The 19,220-nt window shown below is 61.8% G+C and carries 16 protein-coding genes; 8 read left to right on the top strand and 8 right to left on the bottom strand.

Annotated elements, in window-relative coordinates:
* Positions 1-10: 10 nt before the first annotated feature.
* From G9X68_RS05900 to G9X68_RS05890, 3 genes are read right to left on the bottom strand one after another with little or no spacing between them, the layout of a single operon-like run.
* Positions 11-1,606 carry a response regulator gene (locus G9X68_RS05900; protein ID WP_171601624.1) on the bottom strand — a complete coding sequence of 532 codons (1,596 nt, stop codon included), beginning with the start codon at positions 1,604-1,606 and terminating at the stop codon, positions 11-13.
* A gap of 4 nt (positions 1,607-1,610) precedes the next feature.
* A complete protein-coding gene (locus tag G9X68_RS05895) occupies positions 1,611-2,036 on the bottom strand; it encodes a response regulator (RefSeq protein WP_003545468.1) in 426 nt (141 codons plus the stop codon).
* Positions 2,023-4,164 (bottom strand): PAS domain S-box protein, encoded by a 2,142-nt coding sequence (locus tag G9X68_RS05890; RefSeq protein WP_171602165.1) that lies wholly within the window; start codon positions 4,162-4,164, stop codon positions 2,023-2,025. Before G9X68_RS05890 ends, G9X68_RS05895 begins: the two co-directional genes overlap by 14 nt.
* Before the next feature lie 192 nt (positions 4,165-4,356).
* On the opposite strand from G9X68_RS05890, the gene G9X68_RS05885 reads away from it, so the two are divergent.
* The 3 genes from G9X68_RS05885 (at position 4,357) to G9X68_RS05875 (ending at position 6,391) form a co-directional block, all read left to right on the top strand.
* Entirely contained in the window at positions 4,357-4,734 is a 378-nt protein-coding gene (locus G9X68_RS05885) for a response regulator (protein ID WP_171601623.1), read from the top strand.
* Between the two features lie 484 nt (positions 4,735-5,218).
* Positions 5,219-5,923, top strand: a complete 705-nt coding sequence (locus G9X68_RS05880) for a helix-turn-helix transcriptional regulator (RefSeq protein WP_171601622.1) — start codon at positions 5,219-5,221, stop codon at positions 5,921-5,923.
* A 30-nt stretch (positions 5,924-5,953) separates the two neighbouring features.
* Positions 5,954-6,391 carry a response regulator gene (locus G9X68_RS05875; protein WP_171601621.1) on the top strand — a complete coding sequence of 146 codons (438 nt, stop codon included), beginning with the start codon at positions 5,954-5,956 and terminating at the stop codon, positions 6,389-6,391.
* 3 nt (positions 6,392-6,394) lie between these two features.
* Here G9X68_RS05875 and G9X68_RS05870 read toward each other — a convergent pair whose 3' ends face one another.
* The 4 genes from G9X68_RS05870 to ybaL all read right to left on the bottom strand — a co-directional run bounded on the left by G9X68_RS05870 (position 6,395) and on the right by ybaL (position 12,155).
* Positions 6,395-7,111 carry a sensor histidine kinase gene (locus tag G9X68_RS05870; protein WP_171601620.1) on the bottom strand — a complete coding sequence of 239 codons (717 nt, stop codon included), beginning with the start codon at positions 7,109-7,111 and terminating at the stop codon, positions 6,395-6,397.
* 158 nt (positions 7,112-7,269) lie between these two features.
* A complete protein-coding gene (gene secD / locus G9X68_RS05865) occupies positions 7,270-9,819 on the bottom strand; it encodes a protein translocase subunit SecD (protein WP_171601619.1) in 2,550 nt (849 codons plus the stop codon).
* A gap of 83 nt (positions 9,820-9,902) precedes the next feature.
* Positions 9,903-10,280, bottom strand: a complete 378-nt coding sequence (locus tag G9X68_RS05860) for a hypothetical protein (RefSeq protein WP_171601618.1) — start codon at positions 10,278-10,280, stop codon at positions 9,903-9,905.
* Between the two features lie 54 nt (positions 10,281-10,334).
* Positions 10,335-12,155: a YbaL family putative K(+) efflux transporter gene (gene ybaL / locus G9X68_RS05855; RefSeq protein ID WP_171601617.1), complete on the bottom strand. Its 1,821-nt coding sequence runs from the start codon at positions 12,153-12,155 to the stop codon at positions 10,335-10,337.
* Between the two features lie 34 nt (positions 12,156-12,189).
* Here ybaL and G9X68_RS05850 point away from each other — a divergent pair, with 34 nt between their 5' ends.
* Complete coding sequence (locus G9X68_RS05850; protein WP_168314469.1) at positions 12,190-12,489, top strand: helix-turn-helix transcriptional regulator; 300 nt, start codon at positions 12,190-12,192, stop codon at positions 12,487-12,489.
* A gap of 24 nt (positions 12,490-12,513) precedes the next feature.
* On the opposite strand, the gene G9X68_RS05845 is transcribed toward G9X68_RS05850, so the two are convergent.
* Positions 12,514-13,935, bottom strand: a complete 1,422-nt coding sequence (locus G9X68_RS05845) for an ArnT family glycosyltransferase (RefSeq protein ID WP_171601616.1) — start codon at positions 13,933-13,935, stop codon at positions 12,514-12,516.
* Positions 13,936-14,559: 624 nt separating this feature from the next.
* Between G9X68_RS05845 and G9X68_RS05840 the strand changes: the two genes are divergently transcribed.
* The 4 genes from G9X68_RS05840 to G9X68_RS05825 all read left to right on the top strand — a co-directional run bounded on the left by G9X68_RS05840 (position 14,560) and on the right by G9X68_RS05825 (position 19,219).
* Positions 14,560-16,194: a globin-coupled sensor protein gene (locus tag G9X68_RS05840; RefSeq protein ID WP_171601615.1), complete on the top strand. Its 1,635-nt coding sequence runs from the start codon at positions 14,560-14,562 to the stop codon at positions 16,192-16,194.
* Between the two features lie 63 nt (positions 16,195-16,257).
* Positions 16,258-16,554: an STAS domain-containing protein gene (locus G9X68_RS05835; protein WP_003545491.1), complete on the top strand. Its 297-nt coding sequence runs from the start codon at positions 16,258-16,260 to the stop codon at positions 16,552-16,554.
* Positions 16,551-16,916 carry a chemotaxis response regulator CheY1 gene (cheY1, locus tag G9X68_RS05830; protein WP_003545492.1) on the top strand — a complete coding sequence of 122 codons (366 nt, stop codon included), beginning with the start codon at positions 16,551-16,553 and terminating at the stop codon, positions 16,914-16,916. Before G9X68_RS05835 ends, cheY1 begins: the two co-directional genes overlap by 4 nt.
* A gap of 17 nt (positions 16,917-16,933) precedes the next feature.
* Positions 16,934-19,219 (top strand): chemotaxis protein CheA, encoded by a 2,286-nt coding sequence (locus tag G9X68_RS05825; protein WP_171601614.1) that lies wholly within the window; start codon positions 16,934-16,936, stop codon positions 19,217-19,219.
* Position 19,220 lies beyond the last annotated feature (1 nt).

Raw genomic sequence — 19,220 nt, 5'->3', positions numbered from 1 at the left:
TGACGATCGCTTAATTTTGTTCCGCACAAAGCGCAAGCGAATCGCCGCGCTGCAACAACTCCAAATGTTCGACATCTTCAAGCGCCTCTTCCAGTTGCTGCAGGGTCGGCGGCTTGACCATATAGGCTCGCGCGCCGAGATTTCTGGCCCGCCGCATGTCGCTCTCGTCGCTGGACGTGCTGAGAATGCAGACGGGAATTTGCTTGAGGCGGATGTCGGCTGAAAGTGCATGCAGCACCTCGAAGCCGTCCATGATCGGCATGTTGATGTCGAGCAGCATCAGGTCGATCTGCGGCACATCGGCAATGCCGGCGCGTTCTTCGAGCAGCCGCATCGCCTCGAGTCCGTTGGTGGCGACATGCAGGTTGAAATTCACCTTGTCCCGCCGCATCAGCTTGATCTTCAGAAGCTGGATGTCGGCCGGGCTGTCTTCGACGAGCAGCACTTCGGCAAGCCTGCCCGAACCTTCGCCTGGCTGTTCCGCCGGCCTGGCGCTGTGGGGGACGGCCGATGCGGCTGATGGCGTGGGCCTCGCCTCGGCGAGCGGCACTTCGAGAATGAAGGTGGCGCCCGGCCCATTTTCTGCCTCGCACCAGATCGAGCCGCCATGCATCTGCGCGATGCGGCGGCAGATGGCAAGGCCGAGCCCGGTGCCTTCGATGCCGCGGCCGACGAGACGCTTGAACGGCTGGAAGATCAGCTCGCGGTGCGCGGGGTCGATGCCGGGCCCGTTGTCACGTACCGTGAGGCGGCAGGTATCGCCCTGCGCCTCGCCTGTGATGCTGATCTCCGGAACCTTCTGCTCGCAATAGCGGACGGCATTCGACACCAGGTTCTGCAGGAGTTGGGTCAGCAGCGTCGCGTCGCCCATGACCTCCGGCAGCGCCCCGCGGATGATGACGGCTCCGCGGCTTTCGGTCTGCTGGCGCAGATTGTCCTCCACCTGGTCGAGCACATCGGAGAGCGAGACCGGCTTGAGCTCCAGTCCGCCGGAGGCCTCGAGCTTAGTGAAGCCCGAGACCTTGACGATCAGGTCTTCCATATGGTCGGCGGCGCTGAGCACGTAATCGAGCAATTCCCGGTCTTCGGCCGGAAGCGCTGCAGAACCGTGCAGGATGCGGCTGAAGGATTTGATCGTCCGGAGCGGCTCCTTCAAATCATGGGCCATAGCGCGGGTAAAGATCTCAAGCGATTGCCGCTTCTGCTCCAGCTTTGCTTCCAGCATGCCGTGCATGATGGCGTTCTGAATGCAGCGATGCAGTGTTTCCGGCGACAGCGAATCCTTTGTCAGATAGTCGCGTGCCCCGCTCTTCATCACCTCGACGGCGACGGTTTCGTTGCCCTGACCGGTCAGCATGATGACGTTGGCGGCGGGATCATCCTCCAGGATATCGGCAAGAACGCCGAGCCCGTCGCGCCCCGGCAGAGAGTAGTCGAGCAGGATGCAGTCAGGCCGTTTCCGGCTGTTCAGCGCACGACCCTCTTCGCCGGTCTCCGCCTCCACGACGGTATAGGCAGTGCTGGAAACGCGGCTCAATATGCGCCGATAGACCTCGAGATCGTCGATGTTGTCGTCGATGATGAGAATAGAGCAGTGTTCCGCCAATCTGTCAGTCCTCGAGCGGCAGGATGGCGATTTCGAACCAGTATTCCTTCAGCCGCTGGATCGCGGCGAAGAGCCCGTCGAGATCCACCGGCTTCTGCACATAGGTATTGGCGCCGAGCGCATAGCAGCCTTCGATATCGCGTTCGTCGTCGGAGGTGGTGAGGATGACCACCGGGATCTTGCGCCAGCCGGCGTTCGACTTGATCGCCTCCAGCGTCTTCCGACCATCAAGGCCCGGCATGTTGAGGTCAAGCAGGATCAGCCCGGGTTTCGGCACCATCTCGGCGAGCATGTCGAGCGCTTCCTGACCGGAGGCCGCCCAGCGGATCGAATTGCGCAGGTTGGTGCGTTTGAAGGCGCGCATCGTCGCTTCGAAATCGTCTTCGCTGTCCTCGACGATCAGGATCGGTTGCGTATCACGCTGCTGCATTCTGCCCCTCGCGCTTTTTTCCCAGAGTGAAGTAGAATGTCGTGCCGGTGCCGACCTCGGATTCCAGCCAGATATCGCCATTGTGCCGCGCGATGATCTTGCGAACGAAGGTGAGGCCTGCTCCGGTCCCGTCGTCGGAATCCTGCGACTTTTCCAGCCGTTTGAAAATGCGGAAAATATCCTCGTGGAATTCCTGCGGAATGCCCTTACCGTTATCCTTAACGAAAAATACGTTGCGGGCAACCGTGCCGTCCTTGCCGACGAATCGGTCAAGATAGCCGATCGAGACGAGCGGAGCCGGCTTGTCGTTGTATTTGATCGCATTGGTAATGAGATTGCGGAACACTTCAGTCAGCCGCGGCGCGTCGCAGACCACCTCCGGCAGCCGGCCGTCGATGATCACCTTGGCGTGCCGTTCCTCGAGCAGCAACTCCATCGTCGCGACGACATCCTTGACGATCAGGCCGATATCGGTGCGTTTGACCGCCAGCTGCTGGCGTCCGAGCCGGGAGAAATAGAGAAGCTCGTTGACGAGCTTCTCCATGCGCTGGCTGAGACGCACGAGCCGGTTCAGCCGGCGCACGCCGTCCACGTCGAGCTTGTCTTCATAATCCTCCAACAGGAAGCGAGAGTGGTTGTGCAGGCCGCGCAGCGGTTCCTTGAGATCATGCGAGGCGATATAGGCGAATTCATCGAGGTCGTGGTTGCTGCGCTCGAGCTCGGCCGTATAGGCCTCGAGCTGGGAAAGCGTCGTTTTCATCCGTTCTTCCTGCCGGACGCGCTCGCTGATGTCGCGCACGATACCGACGAAGGTCTTCGTATGGCCGGTGACGACGGCGCTGATGGAAACATCGATCGGAAAGACGATGCCGTTCTTGCGTCGTCCGGAGACCATGCGCGTCGTACCGATGATGCGCTCCTCGCCGGTCTGCCGGTAATGGGCGAGATAGCCGTCGTGCTCGGAATGGTAGGGTTCGGGCATCAGCATCTTGATGTTTTTGCCGATCGTCTCCTGCGGGGAGTAACCGAACATGCTTTCAGCCGCCGGATTGAAATTCCTGATCGTTCCACGCTCGTCGATGACGATGACGGCATCAGGCGTGCCGCGCACCAGCGCGCCGAAGCGGACGCGCTCGGTTTCGAGATTATAGTTGTTGCGCATGAAATAGAAGACGAGGATCGCGATCAGCCAAAGCGTGGCAGCCGTAATCGTGCGGTTGGCGATTTCCTGCCAGAACGCCGCCTCGTTGTGCCTGACGGCGAAGAAGCCGAGCATCAGGAGCACGGTGCAGGCAAAGGCGAAGAAAAGCGGCGCGTTCCGGTTGCCGAACCAGAGCGCCGTCAGCACCAGCGGCACGTAGAGAATGCCGTTGGCGACACCCAGCGGCGTATAGAGATCGACGAGAAGACCGGTGAAGCAGACCGCGGCCGGGATCCAGAGCGGGATCTGCGCCCGGTTTGCCGGCTGCATCCACCAGGAGCGGGCGAGAAGTCCCGAGCCGAAGATCACCATGCCGACCGCCGTATGCAGCGCCATCGCCGCATATGGCCCCCAGCGGTAGCCCTGTTCGGCATCGGTGACATAGCTGGCCAGCGCGATCATGCCGAGGGTGATGACGACATAGCTCGTCAATTCCTGCACCACCTGGCTTCTCGACTTCTCCACCTGGAGCGAGAGCAGCAGCGAAAGATTGGCGATCAGGAAGACCAGCGCCGTGTTCGGCCCCATGCCGCCGCCGATCTCAGCGATGAAATCCGGCGAAACCAGGAAGCGCGAGATCAACAAGTCGACATTGTGAAAAGTCCGCCCGATCATGACGATTTCCACGAGCCGAGCCGCGGCGATCGCCGCCGCAAGCCCCGCCGTGATTGTCGCCGTTATTCGAAAACGGCGGGCGGCGAGTGTCGAAGCGGCAAGCCCCACGCCGGAAAGCACGAAGCAGAGCGCGGTATTGAAGGCCATCGACGGAAAGCCGGGAACCAGCGAAATGACAATCTCGACCTGCAGCAGCCAGCCGGCAAGCGCCGTCACGCCGAGAAGGAACATCAGGCAGCCGACGGCAATCGCAAAGGCACGGTAGTGCCGCCTTCGCTGGTCCTGCAGGTCCACGTCGCTGCTATCCTGCACCCGCGTATTCTCCTTGGTTTGCGCGGTCATTTTTTCCGAAATCAACGAATACTCAATAGGCAAAGGGAAGGTGATGCCGTGCTTTTTGCGAAATGCCTTGCAGTAAGGTATATCGAATTTTCGTGATACCGCGGTATCGTGATTTCTAAGGACAGCGACGTTCGTTCGAACAATATCCAATCACGGTGGTGGATGCCGACCCTATTTTACGTCGATGACAGCAGGGATGACCTCTTCTATCTCGACTATATCAGCCGCAAGCAGCAGATCGAGGTCGATCTATTCTGCTTTTCGACCGCCGATAGGGCGCTGGAGGCGTTGGAGGCGCGCGCGGCGGAGGGCAAGGCCGTGCCCGATCTGCTGATCACCGATCTCTACATGCCGCTCGACAGCGGCACTGGCCTGGTGATGAGCCTGCGCAGGGATGTTCGGTTCAAGGCGATGCGGCTTGCAATCTGCAGCGGATCGGATGCCGATGAGGATCGCGCGCGTGCGCTCGAGGCCGGCGCCGATTTCTATCTCGAAAAACCGCTTGACCTTGCCGCAATCATTCTCAATCTGGAAGTGTAGGAAACGACGTAAGCCCGGCCGCCTGTTCTCTGCCGCTCGCCCGGAGCATGCGACAAACCGCAATTGACAAGGTCGGGAGCGCATCACAAGATGCAACCGAAGCGAAGGAAATGGAACGCAAAATAAGCGCTGAGAGAACCGATCAACCCGCGTTCGCCGCCACGAACATCAGCCAACCCCTTAGCTGAATGGGTCTATCGGTTCTCTCGCGCTTACGTCTGGCACTGCCTTCTCGCATTCATGGATGTTGAACACGAGAAGATTTACGATACCCAGGTAAGAACTACTGCCCCTCAGTAAAATCTGCCCGTGCATCACCTGTCATTGAGATAATTGATGATTTCCGCCTTACATATCGAAAGTCCCCGTTTTCGATATCTCTCATCAACTTGTCTCGCAATTTTTGTAGCTCTTCGCGTCTAAGACGTATATCCCAAGATTTCGGGATCGGAAGCATCGGCGGGAGGAGAGAGGAAGAGTGGGAATGAACAATGCCCCGGCAATTCCTTTTCACGCCGGACCGGAACTGAGCCGGGCGATCAACCGCACCGATTTTTTCCGTCTGCTGAAGTCGGCGGCGCAGCATTACAACTTCGACAATTTTGCGCTTGCCCGCATATCCGAGGCTTCGGCCCCTTTCGGCGAACGCGATATCGTCATCACCAATGTTGCCGAGCGGCGTGTCGGCCTTTTCATCACGACATTGAAGGAAGCGCTGGGCACCGTCCGGGCAAAGTCCGCCCAGTTCCTGGCAACGCCCGTCCATGGTAGGAGCGCACAGCCGGAAGATTATCCGTCCGATCTTGTTTTCAACGAGTTCCTGAGCGGCGTTTTTCTCTTCATCCCGCTGTTCACGCCGGAAGGGCGGCGATATTGCCTCGTCCTCAGCGGCGAGCGCCAGGAGCCGGATCAGAGTGAGATCGCCGACATGCTCCTCGACGCCATGCGTATTTTCGACAAGCTCTACGAGGAAATCCTGACGCCGGAAATGTCCGGACGGCTGACCCAGCGCGAATCGGAAATCGTCAAATGGACAAGCGAAGGCAAGACGTCGGCGGAAATCGCCATCATTCTCGGTCTTTCCGAACATACGGTCAATTCGCACATCACCGCGGCCGCTCGCAAACTTGACGCAGTGAACCGCGTTCATATGGTGGCGATCGCCTTGAGGAATGGTTTGGTTTCGTGAAGCTGGTTTCGGGATTGGGGAAATGAGACGATGATCACCGAAACGAGCCGAAGGAACGCCGTAAAGGTTCTCTTTGTCGACGACGAATTCATCGAATTCCGTGCGCTCAAGAAGAAGATCGCCGAGCTCTCCGAGCCGGCCGTCGAGGTTGAATATTCGCAATCGATCGGTGACGCGCTGGAAAAGATCCGCCTGGAGCGTTTCGATCTCATCCTGCTCGACAATCGCCTTTTGCCCAATGCCGATTTCCGCGACACGGTGCCGGAGCTGCGCGGCATCGGTTACACCGGTCCGATCGGCGTCGTCTCGACCGATATATCGGGCGGCTATTTCCAGGAATTCCCGGATTACGGCGTCGATTTCCGCATCGGCAAGGACGAAATCGATGCCCAGACGCTGCAGCATATCATCCGCGAATATGTGACCTATGACGTCCCGGATTTCTGGAAGGACGATTACAGCATCTAACCATCAAGCGATGGGAAGGCGGATGATGAATCGACTGCCGCTTTCATCCGAATGTTCGAGGCTGATATCGCCGCCAAGCGCCGTCAGAAACTCCCGCGCCGTCGTCAGTCCAAGACCGGCGCCCTGGACCGTTCCCGGCTTCGGCAATTTCCAGAAAGGCTCGAATATCCGCTCCCGATAAACGGGATCGATGCCCGTCCCGTTGTCGGAAATCCGGATGAACCAGTCCGTCCCCTCGCGCTGCGCGGCGATGGCCACATGCGGCGGCGCTTCCCCGCGATAAATGAGGGCGTTGGTCAGCAGGTGCCGCAGCACCAGACCGAAGAGGGCAGGGTCGGTACGGATGGAGGGCAGGCCGTCGCTTTCGAGCGTTGCCTCGCCGGCCGCCGTCTCGTCGGTCAGTTCGCCCCAGATATTTTCGGCGAGCGCCTGCAGATCGACCTCTTCAGGCGTCACCTGCGGTGTGCCGCCGGCAAGGCTCATCAATGCCTTGGTGAGGCGCTGCGCTGTCTGCGCCTTTTCCATGATCATCCTGAGGCTCTGCAGCTGTTCACCGTCGAGCGTCGCCTCGAGATCGTCGAGCAGCAACTCGGCATACATGGCGATATGGCGGAGCGGCGATTGCAGGTCGTGCGAGGCAGTTGCGAGAAAACGTTTGATGCGCTCCTCGCCGTCTCCGGCAATGGTGGTTTCTGGCGGTCTCGTTGGGTCGGATGACATCTGGCGGTTTCCCCGATCTCTCACGGCGCCACGCGTCTTTTCAGACGCGCAAAGGACGCTGCAACACCTTGAATTGGCACATAATGCTGTAGCCGACAATAGAAAGAGGGCGCCGGCTCTGCAACCGGCGCCCTCGTCAAGGATGCGTTAACGGGATTTTAGCTCGCGGACTTGCGCGGGCGACCCTGTTCCGGCGGAATGATCTCGACGGCCTCATCGGTTGCCGGTGCCGCCTTGGCATGGCGGCGGCGCCAGTCGCCGAGGAAGAGCAGGATGGGTGCCGCGATGAAGATCGACGAGGCGCCGGCGACGAGAATGCCGAAGACCATCGGGATCGCAAAGCTCGAGACCGCGCTGCCGCCCCAGATCGCCATCGGCACCAGTGCGAGGAAGGCCGTCGCATTGGTGTAAAGGCTTCGCGCCAAGGTCTCGTTGATCGACTTGTCGATGATCTCGCGCAGCGGCATCGACTTGTAGAGCCGCATGTTTTCGCGCATGCGGTCATAGACGACGACCTTGTCGTTCACCGAATAACCGACAAGCGTCAGGATGGCGGCGATCGCCGTCAGGTTGAAGTCGAGGCCGGTGATCGCGAAGAAGCCGATCGCCTTGGTGACGTCGAGCACCAGCGTGACGATGGCGCCGACGGCAAACGGCCATTCGAACCGGACCCAGATATAGATGAGCATCGCAAAGCTTGCGATCACCACCGACAGGATGCCGGCCCAGGCAAGCTCGCCGCTGACCTTCGGACCGATGACGTCGGTGCCTTCGACAGTGGCGGTCGGATCGATCTTGGCGACTTCGGCCTTCAGCTTGGTAACCGCTGCCGTCTGCGCCTCTTCGCCGCCCTCCTGCCGCTGCGCGCGAACGAGGATGCTGTTCTTGTCGCCGAAGGACTGCAGCGTGATTTCGCCGAGGCCGAGGCTGTCCAAACCTTCGCGGAACTTCGCAAGATCAGCAGCCCCTTGCGTCTTGACGGCCATCTGGATGCCGCCGCGGAAATCGACGCCGTAGTTGAGGCCCGGATGGATGAAGAGCACGACGGAGGCAATCGACAGCAGCGCCGAAACGGTGACGCCGAAGAAGCGCGCCTTCATGAACTCGATGTGCTTGTCATAGGGGCTGAACGGGATCAATGGCCGAATGTTCAGCACCTTGAACTTGCGGCGGCGGGTGATCTCGATCATCGCGACGCGCACGAAGGCGACCGAGGTGAACATCGAGATGATCAGGCCGAGCGCCATTGTCACGGCAAAGCCGCGCACCGGCCCGGAACCGAAAAAGAACAGGATGGCCGCAGCGATCAGGGCCGTCATATTGCCGTCGATGATGGTCGAATAGGCACGATTGAAGCCCGTATCGATGGCGGCAAAGGCGCCCTTACCCTTGCGGGTCTCTTCACGAATACGCTCGTTGATGAGAACGTTGGCGTCGACCGCAAGGCCGATGCCGAGCACGACACCGGCGATGCCCGGTAGCGTCAGCGTCGCACCGACCAGCGTTAGCGCCGAGAAGGTCAGGATGGTGTGGATCAACAGCGCCACATTCGCCAGGATGCCCCAGGTGCCATAGAGAACGAAGATGAAGAGTGCGACGAGAGCAAAGCCGACGAGGCCGGAATAAATACCCATCTTGATGGCGTCGGCGCCGAGGTCGGCGCCGACGGTGCGTTCCTCGATGACCGTCAGCTTGGCGGGCAGGGCGCCGGCGCGCAGCATGGCGGCAAGCGTCGTTGCGCTGTCGGCTGAGAAGCTGCCGGAGATCTGGCCGGAGCCGCCGGTGATCGGCTCACGGATGACCGGCGCGCTCAGCACCTTGTTGTCGAGGACGATGGCGAAGGGATTGCCGACGTTCTGGCGGGTGATTTCGGCAAAGCGGGTAGCGCCGGCGCTGTCGAAGCGGAAGCTGACGATCGGCTCACGCGTGTTCGGATCGAAGCTGACACGGGCGTCCGAAAGGCGGTCGCCGGAGATCTCGACGCGGTCGAGGACCGGATAGGAATTGCCTTCATCGTCCTTCAGCATGGTCACGCCGGGTCCGGGCGCGTTGTTCGGCGCCAGCATATGGAACGACATCTTGGCGGTGGAGCCGAGAAGTTCGCGCAGGCGCGACGGATCCTGCGCGCCCGGAAGCTGGACGAGCACGCGGTTGGCGCCGATGCGCTGGATGGTCGGCTCGGAGACGCCGACCTGGTCGACGCGCTGGCGGATGACTTCAAGGCTCTGCTGGACGGCATTGTCGACATTGGCGGCGATGCCGGCCCGCGAGAAGCCGACGGTGATGGTGGCGCCGTTCGCCGTGACATCAAGATCCGCCTGGCCGGCGCTGAGGCCGGTGCTGATCGGGTTGGCAAGCGTCTTGAGTTCGGTGACGGCAGCATCGCTCTGTGACGCATCGGCGAGCGTCACGACGATCTGGTTCTGGCTGCGGACCACGGCTTTCGGCTGGATGCCCTTTTCGCGCAGCACGCGGCGCGCGTCCTGAAGCAGCGATTGCAGCCGCTCCTTGGTCAGGTCGGCTTCGTCGACTTCCAGAACGAGGTGCGAGCCGCCGCGAAGGTCGAGGCCGAGCGACACCTGCTCATGCGGCAGCCAAGCCGGCACGCGCTGGAGGACGGATTGCGGCAGGACGTTCGGCAAGGCGATCAATAGGCCGAGTAGGATGATCACCGTATAGGTGACCACCAGCCATCGTGAAGTACGCATGTTGTATTCCTTGATATCGAGGGCCGGCGCTCGGGCGCTGGCGGCATGTCGTCAATGGTCGGAAGCGCCGATCGGCGCGAGCGTCAGGCAGCAGCCGGCGGTGCGCGCGGTTGATGGGTCCTGGAGACTGCGGCATGAAGCGAAGCTTCAAATGCCGGAAAAGGCGCGGCCATAGTCCAGCCGGAAAAATCGACAGCCGGGGCGGCGGCAAGGGTAAGCGGTCCGGCGTCATGCGCCGTCTGCTTCGGTGCAAGCTTGCGTTCACTGGCAAGCAACCCGCGCACGGCATCGCGCGCAGTCAGCTGCGCTGGCTGCGAATCCCGATCGGAAGAGGAAAGCGTATTGACGGCGGCCGGCGAGATCACCAGATTGCCGCCGAAAAGCAGGCCGAGATAAGCAAGGACGGCGATGAGGAGGGAAGCGGCGATACGGCTCGTCAGACGGCGCTGGTCCAGCTCCATCTTCTCCGTCCCGGCGATGTCACTCCCGTATCGGCTCAACAGCGCGCCAATCTCTCATTCTCTTTCCGGCGGAGGGTCATCCGTCGGCATAATTGTATCAGGCCCATGTCCGTCTTCATAGGGCACACTCTCATGATGCACTTGAGCGAGCCGGTCAACCATGCCCAGCGCGATTTCACGCTCGCCCATGATGACGGTGTCGGCGCCATATTGCTTCAGCTCATCGACCTCGGCGTCGGAATGGGCGCGGGCGACGATGAGGATCGATGGATTGACGCTGCGCGCCTGCTCGGCGATGCGGCAGGCCTCGAAGGCGTTCGGGATGGCGATGGCAATGCTGCGGGCGCCAGAGAGATTGGCAAGGTCGAGCGTTTCCCGCATCACCGCATTGCCCGACAGAGTTTCGATACCCTGCGCCTTCAGCTCGCCGATGCGCTTGTCGGAGTCCTCGATGACGAGAAAAGGTGTGGCTGACGACTTGAGGTTCTGTCCGACGATGCTGCCAACCCGCCCGTAGCCGACGAGAATGGCGTGGCCGCTGAGAGGGGTCGGGTGCACCTCGTCGTCTTCGGGCGGCATCTCCTCCTGCGCTGCTGTCGCATCTGCAGCGGGAGCAGGGTCTGCCACGACGTCTTCCCGCTTTGCACCATCCAGCAGCGGCCGCATGCGGTCGCAAAGGAAGAACAGCAGCGGATTGAGGATGATCGAGATGATGGCGCCGGCAAGGATCAGATCGCGGCCCTCCTCCGGCAGCAGCCCGAGTTCGACGCCGAGGGCGGCGAGGATGAAGGAGAATTCGCCGATCTGGCCGAGGCTTGCCGAAATCGTCAGCGCCGTGCCGAGCGGCTTCTTGAAGGCGAGCACGATCAGGAAGGCGGCGACGGACTTGCCGATGACGATGATGAAGATGGTGGCGAGGATCGGCAGCGGCTTGTCGATCAGGATGTTCGGATCGAACAGCATGCCGACCGAGACGAAGAACAGCACGGCGAAGGCGTCGCGTAGCGGCAGGCTTTCCTGCGCGGCGCGATGGCTGAGTTCGCTTTCGGCCAGCACCATGCCGGCAAAAAAGGCGCCGAGCGCCAGCGACACACCGAAGAGCTTCGCCGCTCCGAAGGCAACGCCGAGCGCGATCGCCAGCACGCCGAGCCGGAAGAGCTCGCGCGAACCGGTATGGGCGATGCGGTGCATCGTCCACGGAATGAGCTTACGGCCGAAAACCAGCATCAGCGCCACGAACAGCGCCACCTTCACCAGCGTCATGGCGATCATGCCGCCGATGCCGAGATCGAGGCCGAACAGGCGGTTGAGCCCGGCCGAGAGCGGCTCGACGGGAGCGTGACCCTCACCGCCGATGCTGGCTGCGGCCGGGATCAGCACCAGCGCCAGCACCATGGCGAGATCCTCGACGATCAGCCAGCCGACGGCGATCCTGCCGCGCTCGGTCTCGACGAGGCGCCGCTCCTGCAGCGCTTTCAAGAGCACCACGGTGGAGGCGACCGAAAGCGCCAGGCCGAAGACCAGGCTGCCGCCGGTCGGCCAGCCCATGAAGGCGCCGAGCCCCCAGCCGAGCAATGTCGCAAAGGTGATCTGCACGATGGCGCCGGGCACGGCGATGCCGCGCACCGACAGCAGGTCTTTCAGGGAGAAATGCAGCCCGACGCCGAACATCAGCAGGATGACGCCGATTTCGGCGAGCTCCGGCGCAAGGTTCTGATCTGCCACATAACCCGGCGTATGCGGCCCCACGAGCACGCCGGCGATCAGATAACCAACGAGCGGCGGCATCCGCAGCCGATGGGCGAAGGCGCCGAAGATGAAAGCCAGCACGAGGCCGCCGACGATTGTCGAAATCAAGGGCGTATCGTGTGGCATCGTTGTCTCCCGATCTGGAAATCCCGTTCGTAATATGACATATATGGTCTATATCGACCAATATGGGCAACTTGAAATCATGGGTCAAGGCGCACGGGAAACAATTCTCACCCCCGCTCTCTGCCGCGCGGCGCGCGGCCTGCTGGACTGGACCCAGACCGACCTTGCCGAAAAGGCCGCCGTCTCGCGCAGCACCATCCGCGACTACGAGGGCCGGCACCACGACATCCATCGCGCGACGGAGGCGCAGTTGCGCCTCGCCTTCGAGGAAGGCGGCGTCAAATTCGTCGAGATCGAAGGGGCGGGCACCGGCCTCTGCCTGGCCTCTGCATAATTCCTTAAATCGGAATCGATTGGCTCAGGGTGCCAGGCAGGCGGCAGAGACCCTGTAGATGGACAGCGTCTTGCCCTTGTAATAGCCCTCCGTCGGCTGCCAGTTCTTCAGCAGCTCGGGCGTCTCGGTGGCGCAGCTGAAGGGACCGTCCGTCAGGAAAAGCACCTTGCCGGTGATATCGGCCGGCAGGGCGAATTCCTGCTCGTAATAGCTCTCGGGAAGGCCCGCCGGCGCGCGCGCATAGATCCTGTAGGATGTGTCGCGCAGCGTATAGAAAAGATCGGCGACCATGTCGCGATCATTGGAGACGATGATGTCGGTGCCGGCCTGGCCGGCAAGTTCTGCGGCTTGGCGGCTGACCTCGGCGCGGCCGAGATAGCGCTTCATCAGCTCGTCGCCGTTCGGCAGCAGCAACTGATGCGAAAAAATCGTCGCCAGCGGAAAGAGCAGGCTGGCGATGCCGTTGATGGTTAGCGACAGCCTGAGCCCCTTCGGCCACATCCGGTAGAGCAGCCAGACGGCAAGGATGGTGCCGGCGACATAGGCAGTCACCGCCCAGTTGGCATAGGCCTTGGCGACCGTTGCCTGCAGCGTGATCAGCACTACGACCGGCATCGACAGCCAGACCAGCATCTTTTCCCGATCGTCGCTCCTGCCCCTGATCATGCGGTAGACCGCCCAGAGCATCGCAAAGAAGATGATCGGCCCGACGACGCCGAACTGGGCGGCGAAGAATTCAAGCCCGCGACGGAGATTGATGCCGAGTTCGCTCCAATGGGCGATATCCTGGGTATGCCGCACCGTCGTGTTGTCGTGCTGCAGGTTCCACCAGAGGTTCGGCAGGGCGACGACCGCCGCGACCGCGACCGCGATGATGAAATCGCGAATGGCGATGCGCGCAGCCGGAATGAGGAGGAGGGCAATCGCGCCGCCCGGAACGACGAACAGCACGGCATATTTCGTCAGGAAGGCGAGGCCGACGCCAAGGCCCATAACCAGCGCCAGCCCGACCGAGCGCCGCTGCGTCAGGCCGACATAAGCAAGCAGCGCGATCGCGATGAAGAATAGCAGGATCACATCGGTCGAGAAGAACACCGAAGAAAGCGCCACACCGGGGAGTGTGATGTAGGTGGCGCCCGTCCAGCCTTCGATCTCCGGCCCGACGAAACGTTTTGCCGTCTTCATCAGCACCAGTGCCGCCGCCATGTGGATCAGCGGTCCGAGCAGCCGGATCCAATAGATGGCGTTGGAGCCGGAAAGCTCGGTCATCGCCCGGATCACCCACGCAATCATCGGCGGCTTGGAATAATAGCCGAGGTCGAGGTTTTGCGACCAGAACCAGTACTGCGCCTCGTCGACGAAAAGGTCCGTCGCATCGAAATTGAGCATGACGACGCGCCAGAGCGTGAAGCCAAGAACGATGAGGAGACCAGATCTGGGGGACATGAACCGATAGTTCCGCTGACATGAAAGGCGCGAGTGCGATACACCAAAGGTGCCGGACTGCCAACGGGGAAGGATGGGTTTTAGAACACCCGAAGGGCGCGGATGTCGCGGTTTGCGGCGAGGGTATCGAGGCGGGCGACGGCGGCAAGCAGCGTCATTGCAATCAAGCAGGCACCCAATCCGAGAACAATCATTGCTCTGTCCTTGTCGACGTCATGTCTTGGTTATCGACCGGCATATAACACGGAGCTTGCGTGTGCCTTGTAGCAGCCATGCAACTCCGCAACAGTATTTGCTGCGAACGGCCTTGAATTGCTTCAAAAGCCTGCACCGCGAAAGGCTTATTAACCTTCAAGCAAGGAATTAACCATAAACATTGGTGTACACGTCGGAATGGGAAGATGCACTCGTTCCCACCAGGCATGACGCCGTCCCGCCGTACCGGGTTGATCCGGTATCCATCTCTTCAGACAGCTCCGAAACATAGCTGATCAGGGGGCTCGATCCGCCGGTTGTAACCGGTGGTGAGGACCTTCTCCACGCTTCACGTTTATCGGACGCTGCAAAAGTTTTTGGCCGGGCCTTCGCTCGGAAAGTGGTTGGGGACAGGCGTTGAGGCAGGACATGCCATCAGATCAGGCTCGTGGAGCGCAGGCAGGCAGCTTGCGCGACCGCCTGCGCTTTGCCGGTCTCGATGCCGAACAGTGCGAGCTGGTGCGCCGTAACCGGCCGGCGCTAGAAGCGCATCTGAAGGCAGGCCTCCGGGATCTCTTCCACAGGTTCCAGTCATTCCCCGACGCCTCGCGCAATTTCGAGAGCGAGCGCCAGGTCGAGCGCCTGCACGATCTGCAGTCCTCGCATTGGGACGTGCTGACGGATGCGCGGTTCGACAGCCTCTATGCCGAGCGCGTCAAGGTTCTCTCCGATACCGAAAGCAAGATGGGCCTCGACCCGCGCTGGCACGTGGCCGGCCACGGCGTCATGCTGGAGCATGTCGTTTCCGGCCTCGCCGAAGAGGTCGCCGGCCGTCCGCTGCTGCCGTCGGCCAAGCGCCGCGCCCGCGAAATCTCCGATCTGATGACGGCGATCATCCGCATCGTCATGGTCGATGTGGAAATTGCCGTCTCGCTCCGCTTCAATGCGCTGCGCGCCGCCCAGAGCCGCGCACTCGCCGACCAGCGCGCCGACAACGAGGCCGAAATCGCCCGGATCTTCGGCGATGTCATCGAAAGCCTGTCCGCACGCGACCTGACGCGCCGCGCGCCCGTCGACGGCGAAGGCGCCTATGGCGGCATCGCCGCCGCGCTGAACGGCGCGTTGGACGGCCTCCAGGCCGAGTTTACTGCCATCACCGAGCGCACGCTCAAGGCCGAAGCGGCGACAGGTTCGCTTGCCGGGCTGTCGCGGCAGTTCGCCGGCCCGGCTTCCGGCCAGGCCGACCGGCTGCAGCTTTCCGCCGCTGCCCTTGCCGGCATCGCCGGCAGTGTGCGCGACGGCGCCGCCGACAGCCGCGCTGCCGAACAGGCGGCCGCCTCGACGCGCGCCGCCGTCGAGGAAAGCGGCGAGGTCGTCGGCCGCGCGATCAGCGCCATGGCCGATATCGAGCAGTCGGCTGAAAAGATCGGCCAGATCATCGGCGCGATCGACGAGATCGCCTTCCAGACCAATCTTCTGGCGCTGAATGCCGGCATCGAGGCGGCTCGCGCCGGCGATTCCGGCCGCGGTTTTGCCGTCGTCGCCCAGGAAGTCCGAGCCCTTGCCCAGCGTTCGGCCGAAGCCGCCCGCGAGATCAAGACCCTGGTGACGACGACCAAGGCGCAGGTCGACGCCGGCGTGCAGATGGTCGGCCGCACACAGGATTCGATCGGCAGCATCGTGCGTCAGGTCACCGATATCAACGCCGCCATCGCCGGCATCGCCACCCGAACCGGCGAACATGCCGCCAGCCTCGACAGCGTGACATCAGACATCAAGGGCCTGGGTGGCGAGGTGGCGGATAGCGCCGGCTTGGCGGAGCGCTCGGCCGAAGGCGCCGACCACCTCCACACCGTCATTCTCGAGCTCGGCCAGACGATTCGCGAATTCCGCATCGCCCGGGAAAACGCCACTGCCGGGCGCCCGGCGCCGGTGCGCGTGACACCGCCGCGCGCCCTTGAGGGCGCGATCCGGCCGGCACCGGTCGTGGACGAATACGAAAATGACGATTTTGGCCTTCCGCAAGCGTTCGCAAGCGTCGGAGGTGGGCGGAATGTTTACTAACCTATCGGATGATTGCCTCAGCTCGTCTTTTCGGGCCGGGGACAAGGGGACAAGGAAAAGCTGATGGCAGCAAAGAAGAGTGGCAAGACGCTGGATTTGACAGCGGTGCTCGACCTCAACGAGGCTTCCGCCTTGCGCGATAAACTCCTCTCCCTCCGGGGTAGCGGTCTTTCGATAGACGCTTCCGGCGTCGAACGGATCGGTGCTCTTTGCGCCCAGGTTCTGATGTCCGCCGAGAAGACCTGGGAGCAGGACAAGCAGCCGTTCACCTTCTCCAAGGTGTCCGACGCATTTCAGAAAACCATGCAGCTGGTTGGCGTCAATATTGACCACCTGCTTGCCAAGGAGATTCGGCAATGAAGAAAAAAGTGCTGACCGTGGATGATTCCCGCACCATCCGAAACATGCTTCTCGTGACGCTCAACAATGCCGGCTTCGAGACGATCCAGGCGGAAGACGGCATCGAGGGCCTCGAGGTTCTCGAAGAGTCCAATCCTGACGTCATCGTGACCGACATCAACATGCCGCGCCTCGATGGTTTCGGCTTCATCGAAGGTGTCCGCCGCAACGAGAAATATCGGGCGATCCCGATCCTGGTCCTGACCACCGAAAGCGACGCGGAAAAGAAGAACCGCGCCCGCCAGGCCGGTGCCACGGGCTGGATCGTCAAGCCTTTCGACCCGGCCAAGCTGATCGATGCCATTGAGCGTGTAACCGCTTAAACCCAGGATTTGCTCCTATGGATATGAACGAAATCAAAGAGATCTTTTTCCAGGAGTGCGAGGAACAGCTCGCCGAGTTGGAATCCGGTCTTCTGAAAATGAATGATGGCGATCGCGATCCGGAAACCGTCAATGCGGTGTTCCGTGCCGTCCATTCGATCAAGGGTGGCGCCGGCGCCTTCGGCCTTGACGATCTGGTCGCCTTCGCCCATGTTTTCGAGACCACTCTCGATTGCGTTCGATCCAACAAGCTTGAACCGAACCAGGACGTCCTGAAGGTGATGCTGAAGTCGGCCGACGTGCTGGCCGACCTGACGAATGCTGCGCGCGACGGCGGCAGCGTCGATGAAAGCCGCAGCCGCGGACTCGTCAAGGAGCTCGAGGCGCTGGCCAACGGCGAATTGCCGTCTCCCTCTGCGTCGGCCGAGGCGCCTGCGCCGAAGGCCGCTGCAAAGGCTGCTCCGGCCGCTCCGGCGCCGACCCCCAAGCCGACGGACGACAGCGGCTTCCAGCCGGTCCCCTTTTCCTTCGACGATTTTGGCGGCGAAGATGATGCGGGCGGCATGCCGACCTATGAAGTTATCTTCAAGCCGCGCTACGAACTCTATTCCAAGGGCAACGACGCCACCCTGCTGCTGCGTGATCTCTCGCGCCTCGGTGAAATGACGATCTATTGCAATACGGATGACCTGCCGGGCCTCGAGGAACTCGATCCGGAAGGCGCTTATTTCTTCTGGAACGTCACGATCAAGACGGACAAGGGCGAGGACGCCATCCGCACCGTCTTCGAATTCGCCGAGTGGGATTGCGAACTGACGGTGAAGCCGGTCGAAGAGGCAAGGGCCGACGCGACGAGCAACGACGAACTGCCGATGGTGCCGGTTCCTTTCGATCTGTCGATCCTCGACGAAACGGGCGCAATGGAAGAGGTTTCCGCCTCAGACGCGCGGGCCGAGGCGACGGCCGCGGCCGTTGCTGCCGCCGAGACTGCCTCCAACGTCACCCAGATTGTCGCCGCCCGCGTCGAGAAGAAGGAATCGGCAGCCGCCGCAGCGGCCGCTGCAAGCGCTGCCGCCCAGAACAATGCCGCTGGCGCCGGCCAGACGATCCGCGTCGATCTCGACCGTGTCGACCGCCTTATCAACCTCGTCGGTGAATTGGTCATCAACCAGGCGATGCTGTCGCAGAGCGTCATCGAGAATGACACGACCGGCACCTCCTCGATCAATATGGGCCTCGAGGAGCTGCAGCAGCTCACCCGCGAGATCCAGGACTCGGTCATGGCCATCCGCGCGCAGCCGGTGAAGCCGGTCTTCCAGCGCATGTCCCGTATCGTCCGCGAAATCGCCGACATGACCGGCAAGTCGATCCGCCTGATCACCGAAGGTGAAAACACCGAAGTCGACAAGACAGTCATCGACAAGCTCGCCGAACCGCTGACCCACATGATCCGCAATGCCGTCGACCACGGCATCGAAACGCCCGAAAAGCGTGCGGCCGCCGGCAAGAACACCGAAGGCACCGTCCGCCTGACCGCCAAGCATCGTTCGGGACGCATCCTGATCGAGCTTGCCGACGACGGCGCCGGCATCAACCGCGAGAAGGTCCGCCAGAAGGCGATCGACAACGACCTCATCCCGGCCGATGCCAACCTGTCGGATGAGGAAATCGACAACCTGATCTTCCTGCCGGGTTTCTCGACGGCCGACAAGATCTCCGACATTTCAGGCCGTGGCGTCGGCATGGACGTCGTCAAGCGTTCGATCCAGGCGCTCGGCGGCCGTATCAACATCACCTCGAAACCGGGCCACGGCTCGGTCTTCACCATGAGCCTGCCGCTGACGCTCGCCGTCCTCGACGGCATGGTGGTCACCGTCGCCGGCCAGACGCTGGTCGTGCCGCTGACGGCGATCGTCGAAACCTTGCAGCCGGAAGCGGCCGCGATCCACTCCTTCGGTGCGAACCACCGACTGATCTCGATCCGCAACTCGTTCTGCCCGCTCGTCGATGTCGGCCGTATCCTGAACTTCCGCGCCACCCAGGCGAATCCGGTCGAGGGCGTGGCGCTTCTGGTGGAATCCGAAGGCGGCGGCCAGCGCGCCCTGATGGTCGACGCCATCCAGGGTCAGCGCCAGGTGGTCATCAAGAGCCTGGAAGCGAACTACACCCATGTCCCGGGCATTGCCGCTGCCACCATTCTCGGTGACGGGCGCGTGGCGCTCATCCTCGATGTCGACGCGGTTGTCGGCGCCTCGCGCGGCCAATCGCTCAAAGCAGAAATGTCGTTAGCAGCGGTAGGATAAG

This window comes from Rhizobium changzhiense (assembly GCF_013087625.1).
Taxonomy (GTDB): domain Bacteria; phylum Pseudomonadota; class Alphaproteobacteria; order Rhizobiales; family Rhizobiaceae; genus Rhizobium; species Rhizobium sophorae.
This window is presented reverse-complemented; position numbering and strand designations above follow the sequence as displayed.

Coding starts and splice junctions, on each gene's coding strand:
- G9X68_RS05870 (WP_171601620.1), bottom strand. CDS start 7,111: ATGTCATCCGACCCAACGAGACCGCCAGAAACCACCATTGCCGGAGAC.
- G9X68_RS05825 (WP_171601614.1), top strand. CDS start 16,934: ATGGATATGAACGAAATCAAAGAGATCTTTTTCCAGGAGTGCGAGGAA.
- G9X68_RS05850 (WP_168314469.1), top strand. CDS start 12,190: ATGACATATATGGTCTATATCGACCAATATGGGCAACTTGAAATCATG.
- G9X68_RS05875 (WP_171601621.1), top strand. CDS start 5,954: ATGATCACCGAAACGAGCCGAAGGAACGCCGTAAAGGTTCTCTTTGTC.
- G9X68_RS05860 (WP_171601618.1), bottom strand. CDS start 10,280: ATGGAGCTGGACCAGCGCCGTCTGACGAGCCGTATCGCCGCTTCCCTC.
- ybaL (WP_171601617.1), bottom strand. CDS start 12,155: ATGCCACACGATACGCCCTTGATTTCGACAATCGTCGGCGGCCTCGTG.
- G9X68_RS05845 (WP_171601616.1), bottom strand. CDS start 13,935: ATGTCCCCCAGATCTGGTCTCCTCATCGTTCTTGGCTTCACGCTCTGG.
- G9X68_RS05840 (WP_171601615.1), top strand. CDS start 14,560: ATGCCATCAGATCAGGCTCGTGGAGCGCAGGCAGGCAGCTTGCGCGAC.
- G9X68_RS05835 (WP_003545491.1), top strand. CDS start 16,258: ATGGCAGCAAAGAAGAGTGGCAAGACGCTGGATTTGACAGCGGTGCTC.
- secD (WP_171601619.1), bottom strand. CDS start 9,819: ATGCGTACTTCACGATGGCTGGTGGTCACCTATACGGTGATCATCCTA.
- cheY1 (WP_003545492.1), top strand. CDS start 16,551: ATGAAGAAAAAAGTGCTGACCGTGGATGATTCCCGCACCATCCGAAAC.
- G9X68_RS05895 (WP_003545468.1), bottom strand. CDS start 2,036: ATGCAGCAGCGTGATACGCAACCGATCCTGATCGTCGAGGACAGCGAA.
- G9X68_RS05880 (WP_171601622.1), top strand. CDS start 5,219: ATGAACAATGCCCCGGCAATTCCTTTTCACGCCGGACCGGAACTGAGC.
- G9X68_RS05885 (WP_171601623.1), top strand. CDS start 4,357: ATGCCGACCCTATTTTACGTCGATGACAGCAGGGATGACCTCTTCTAT.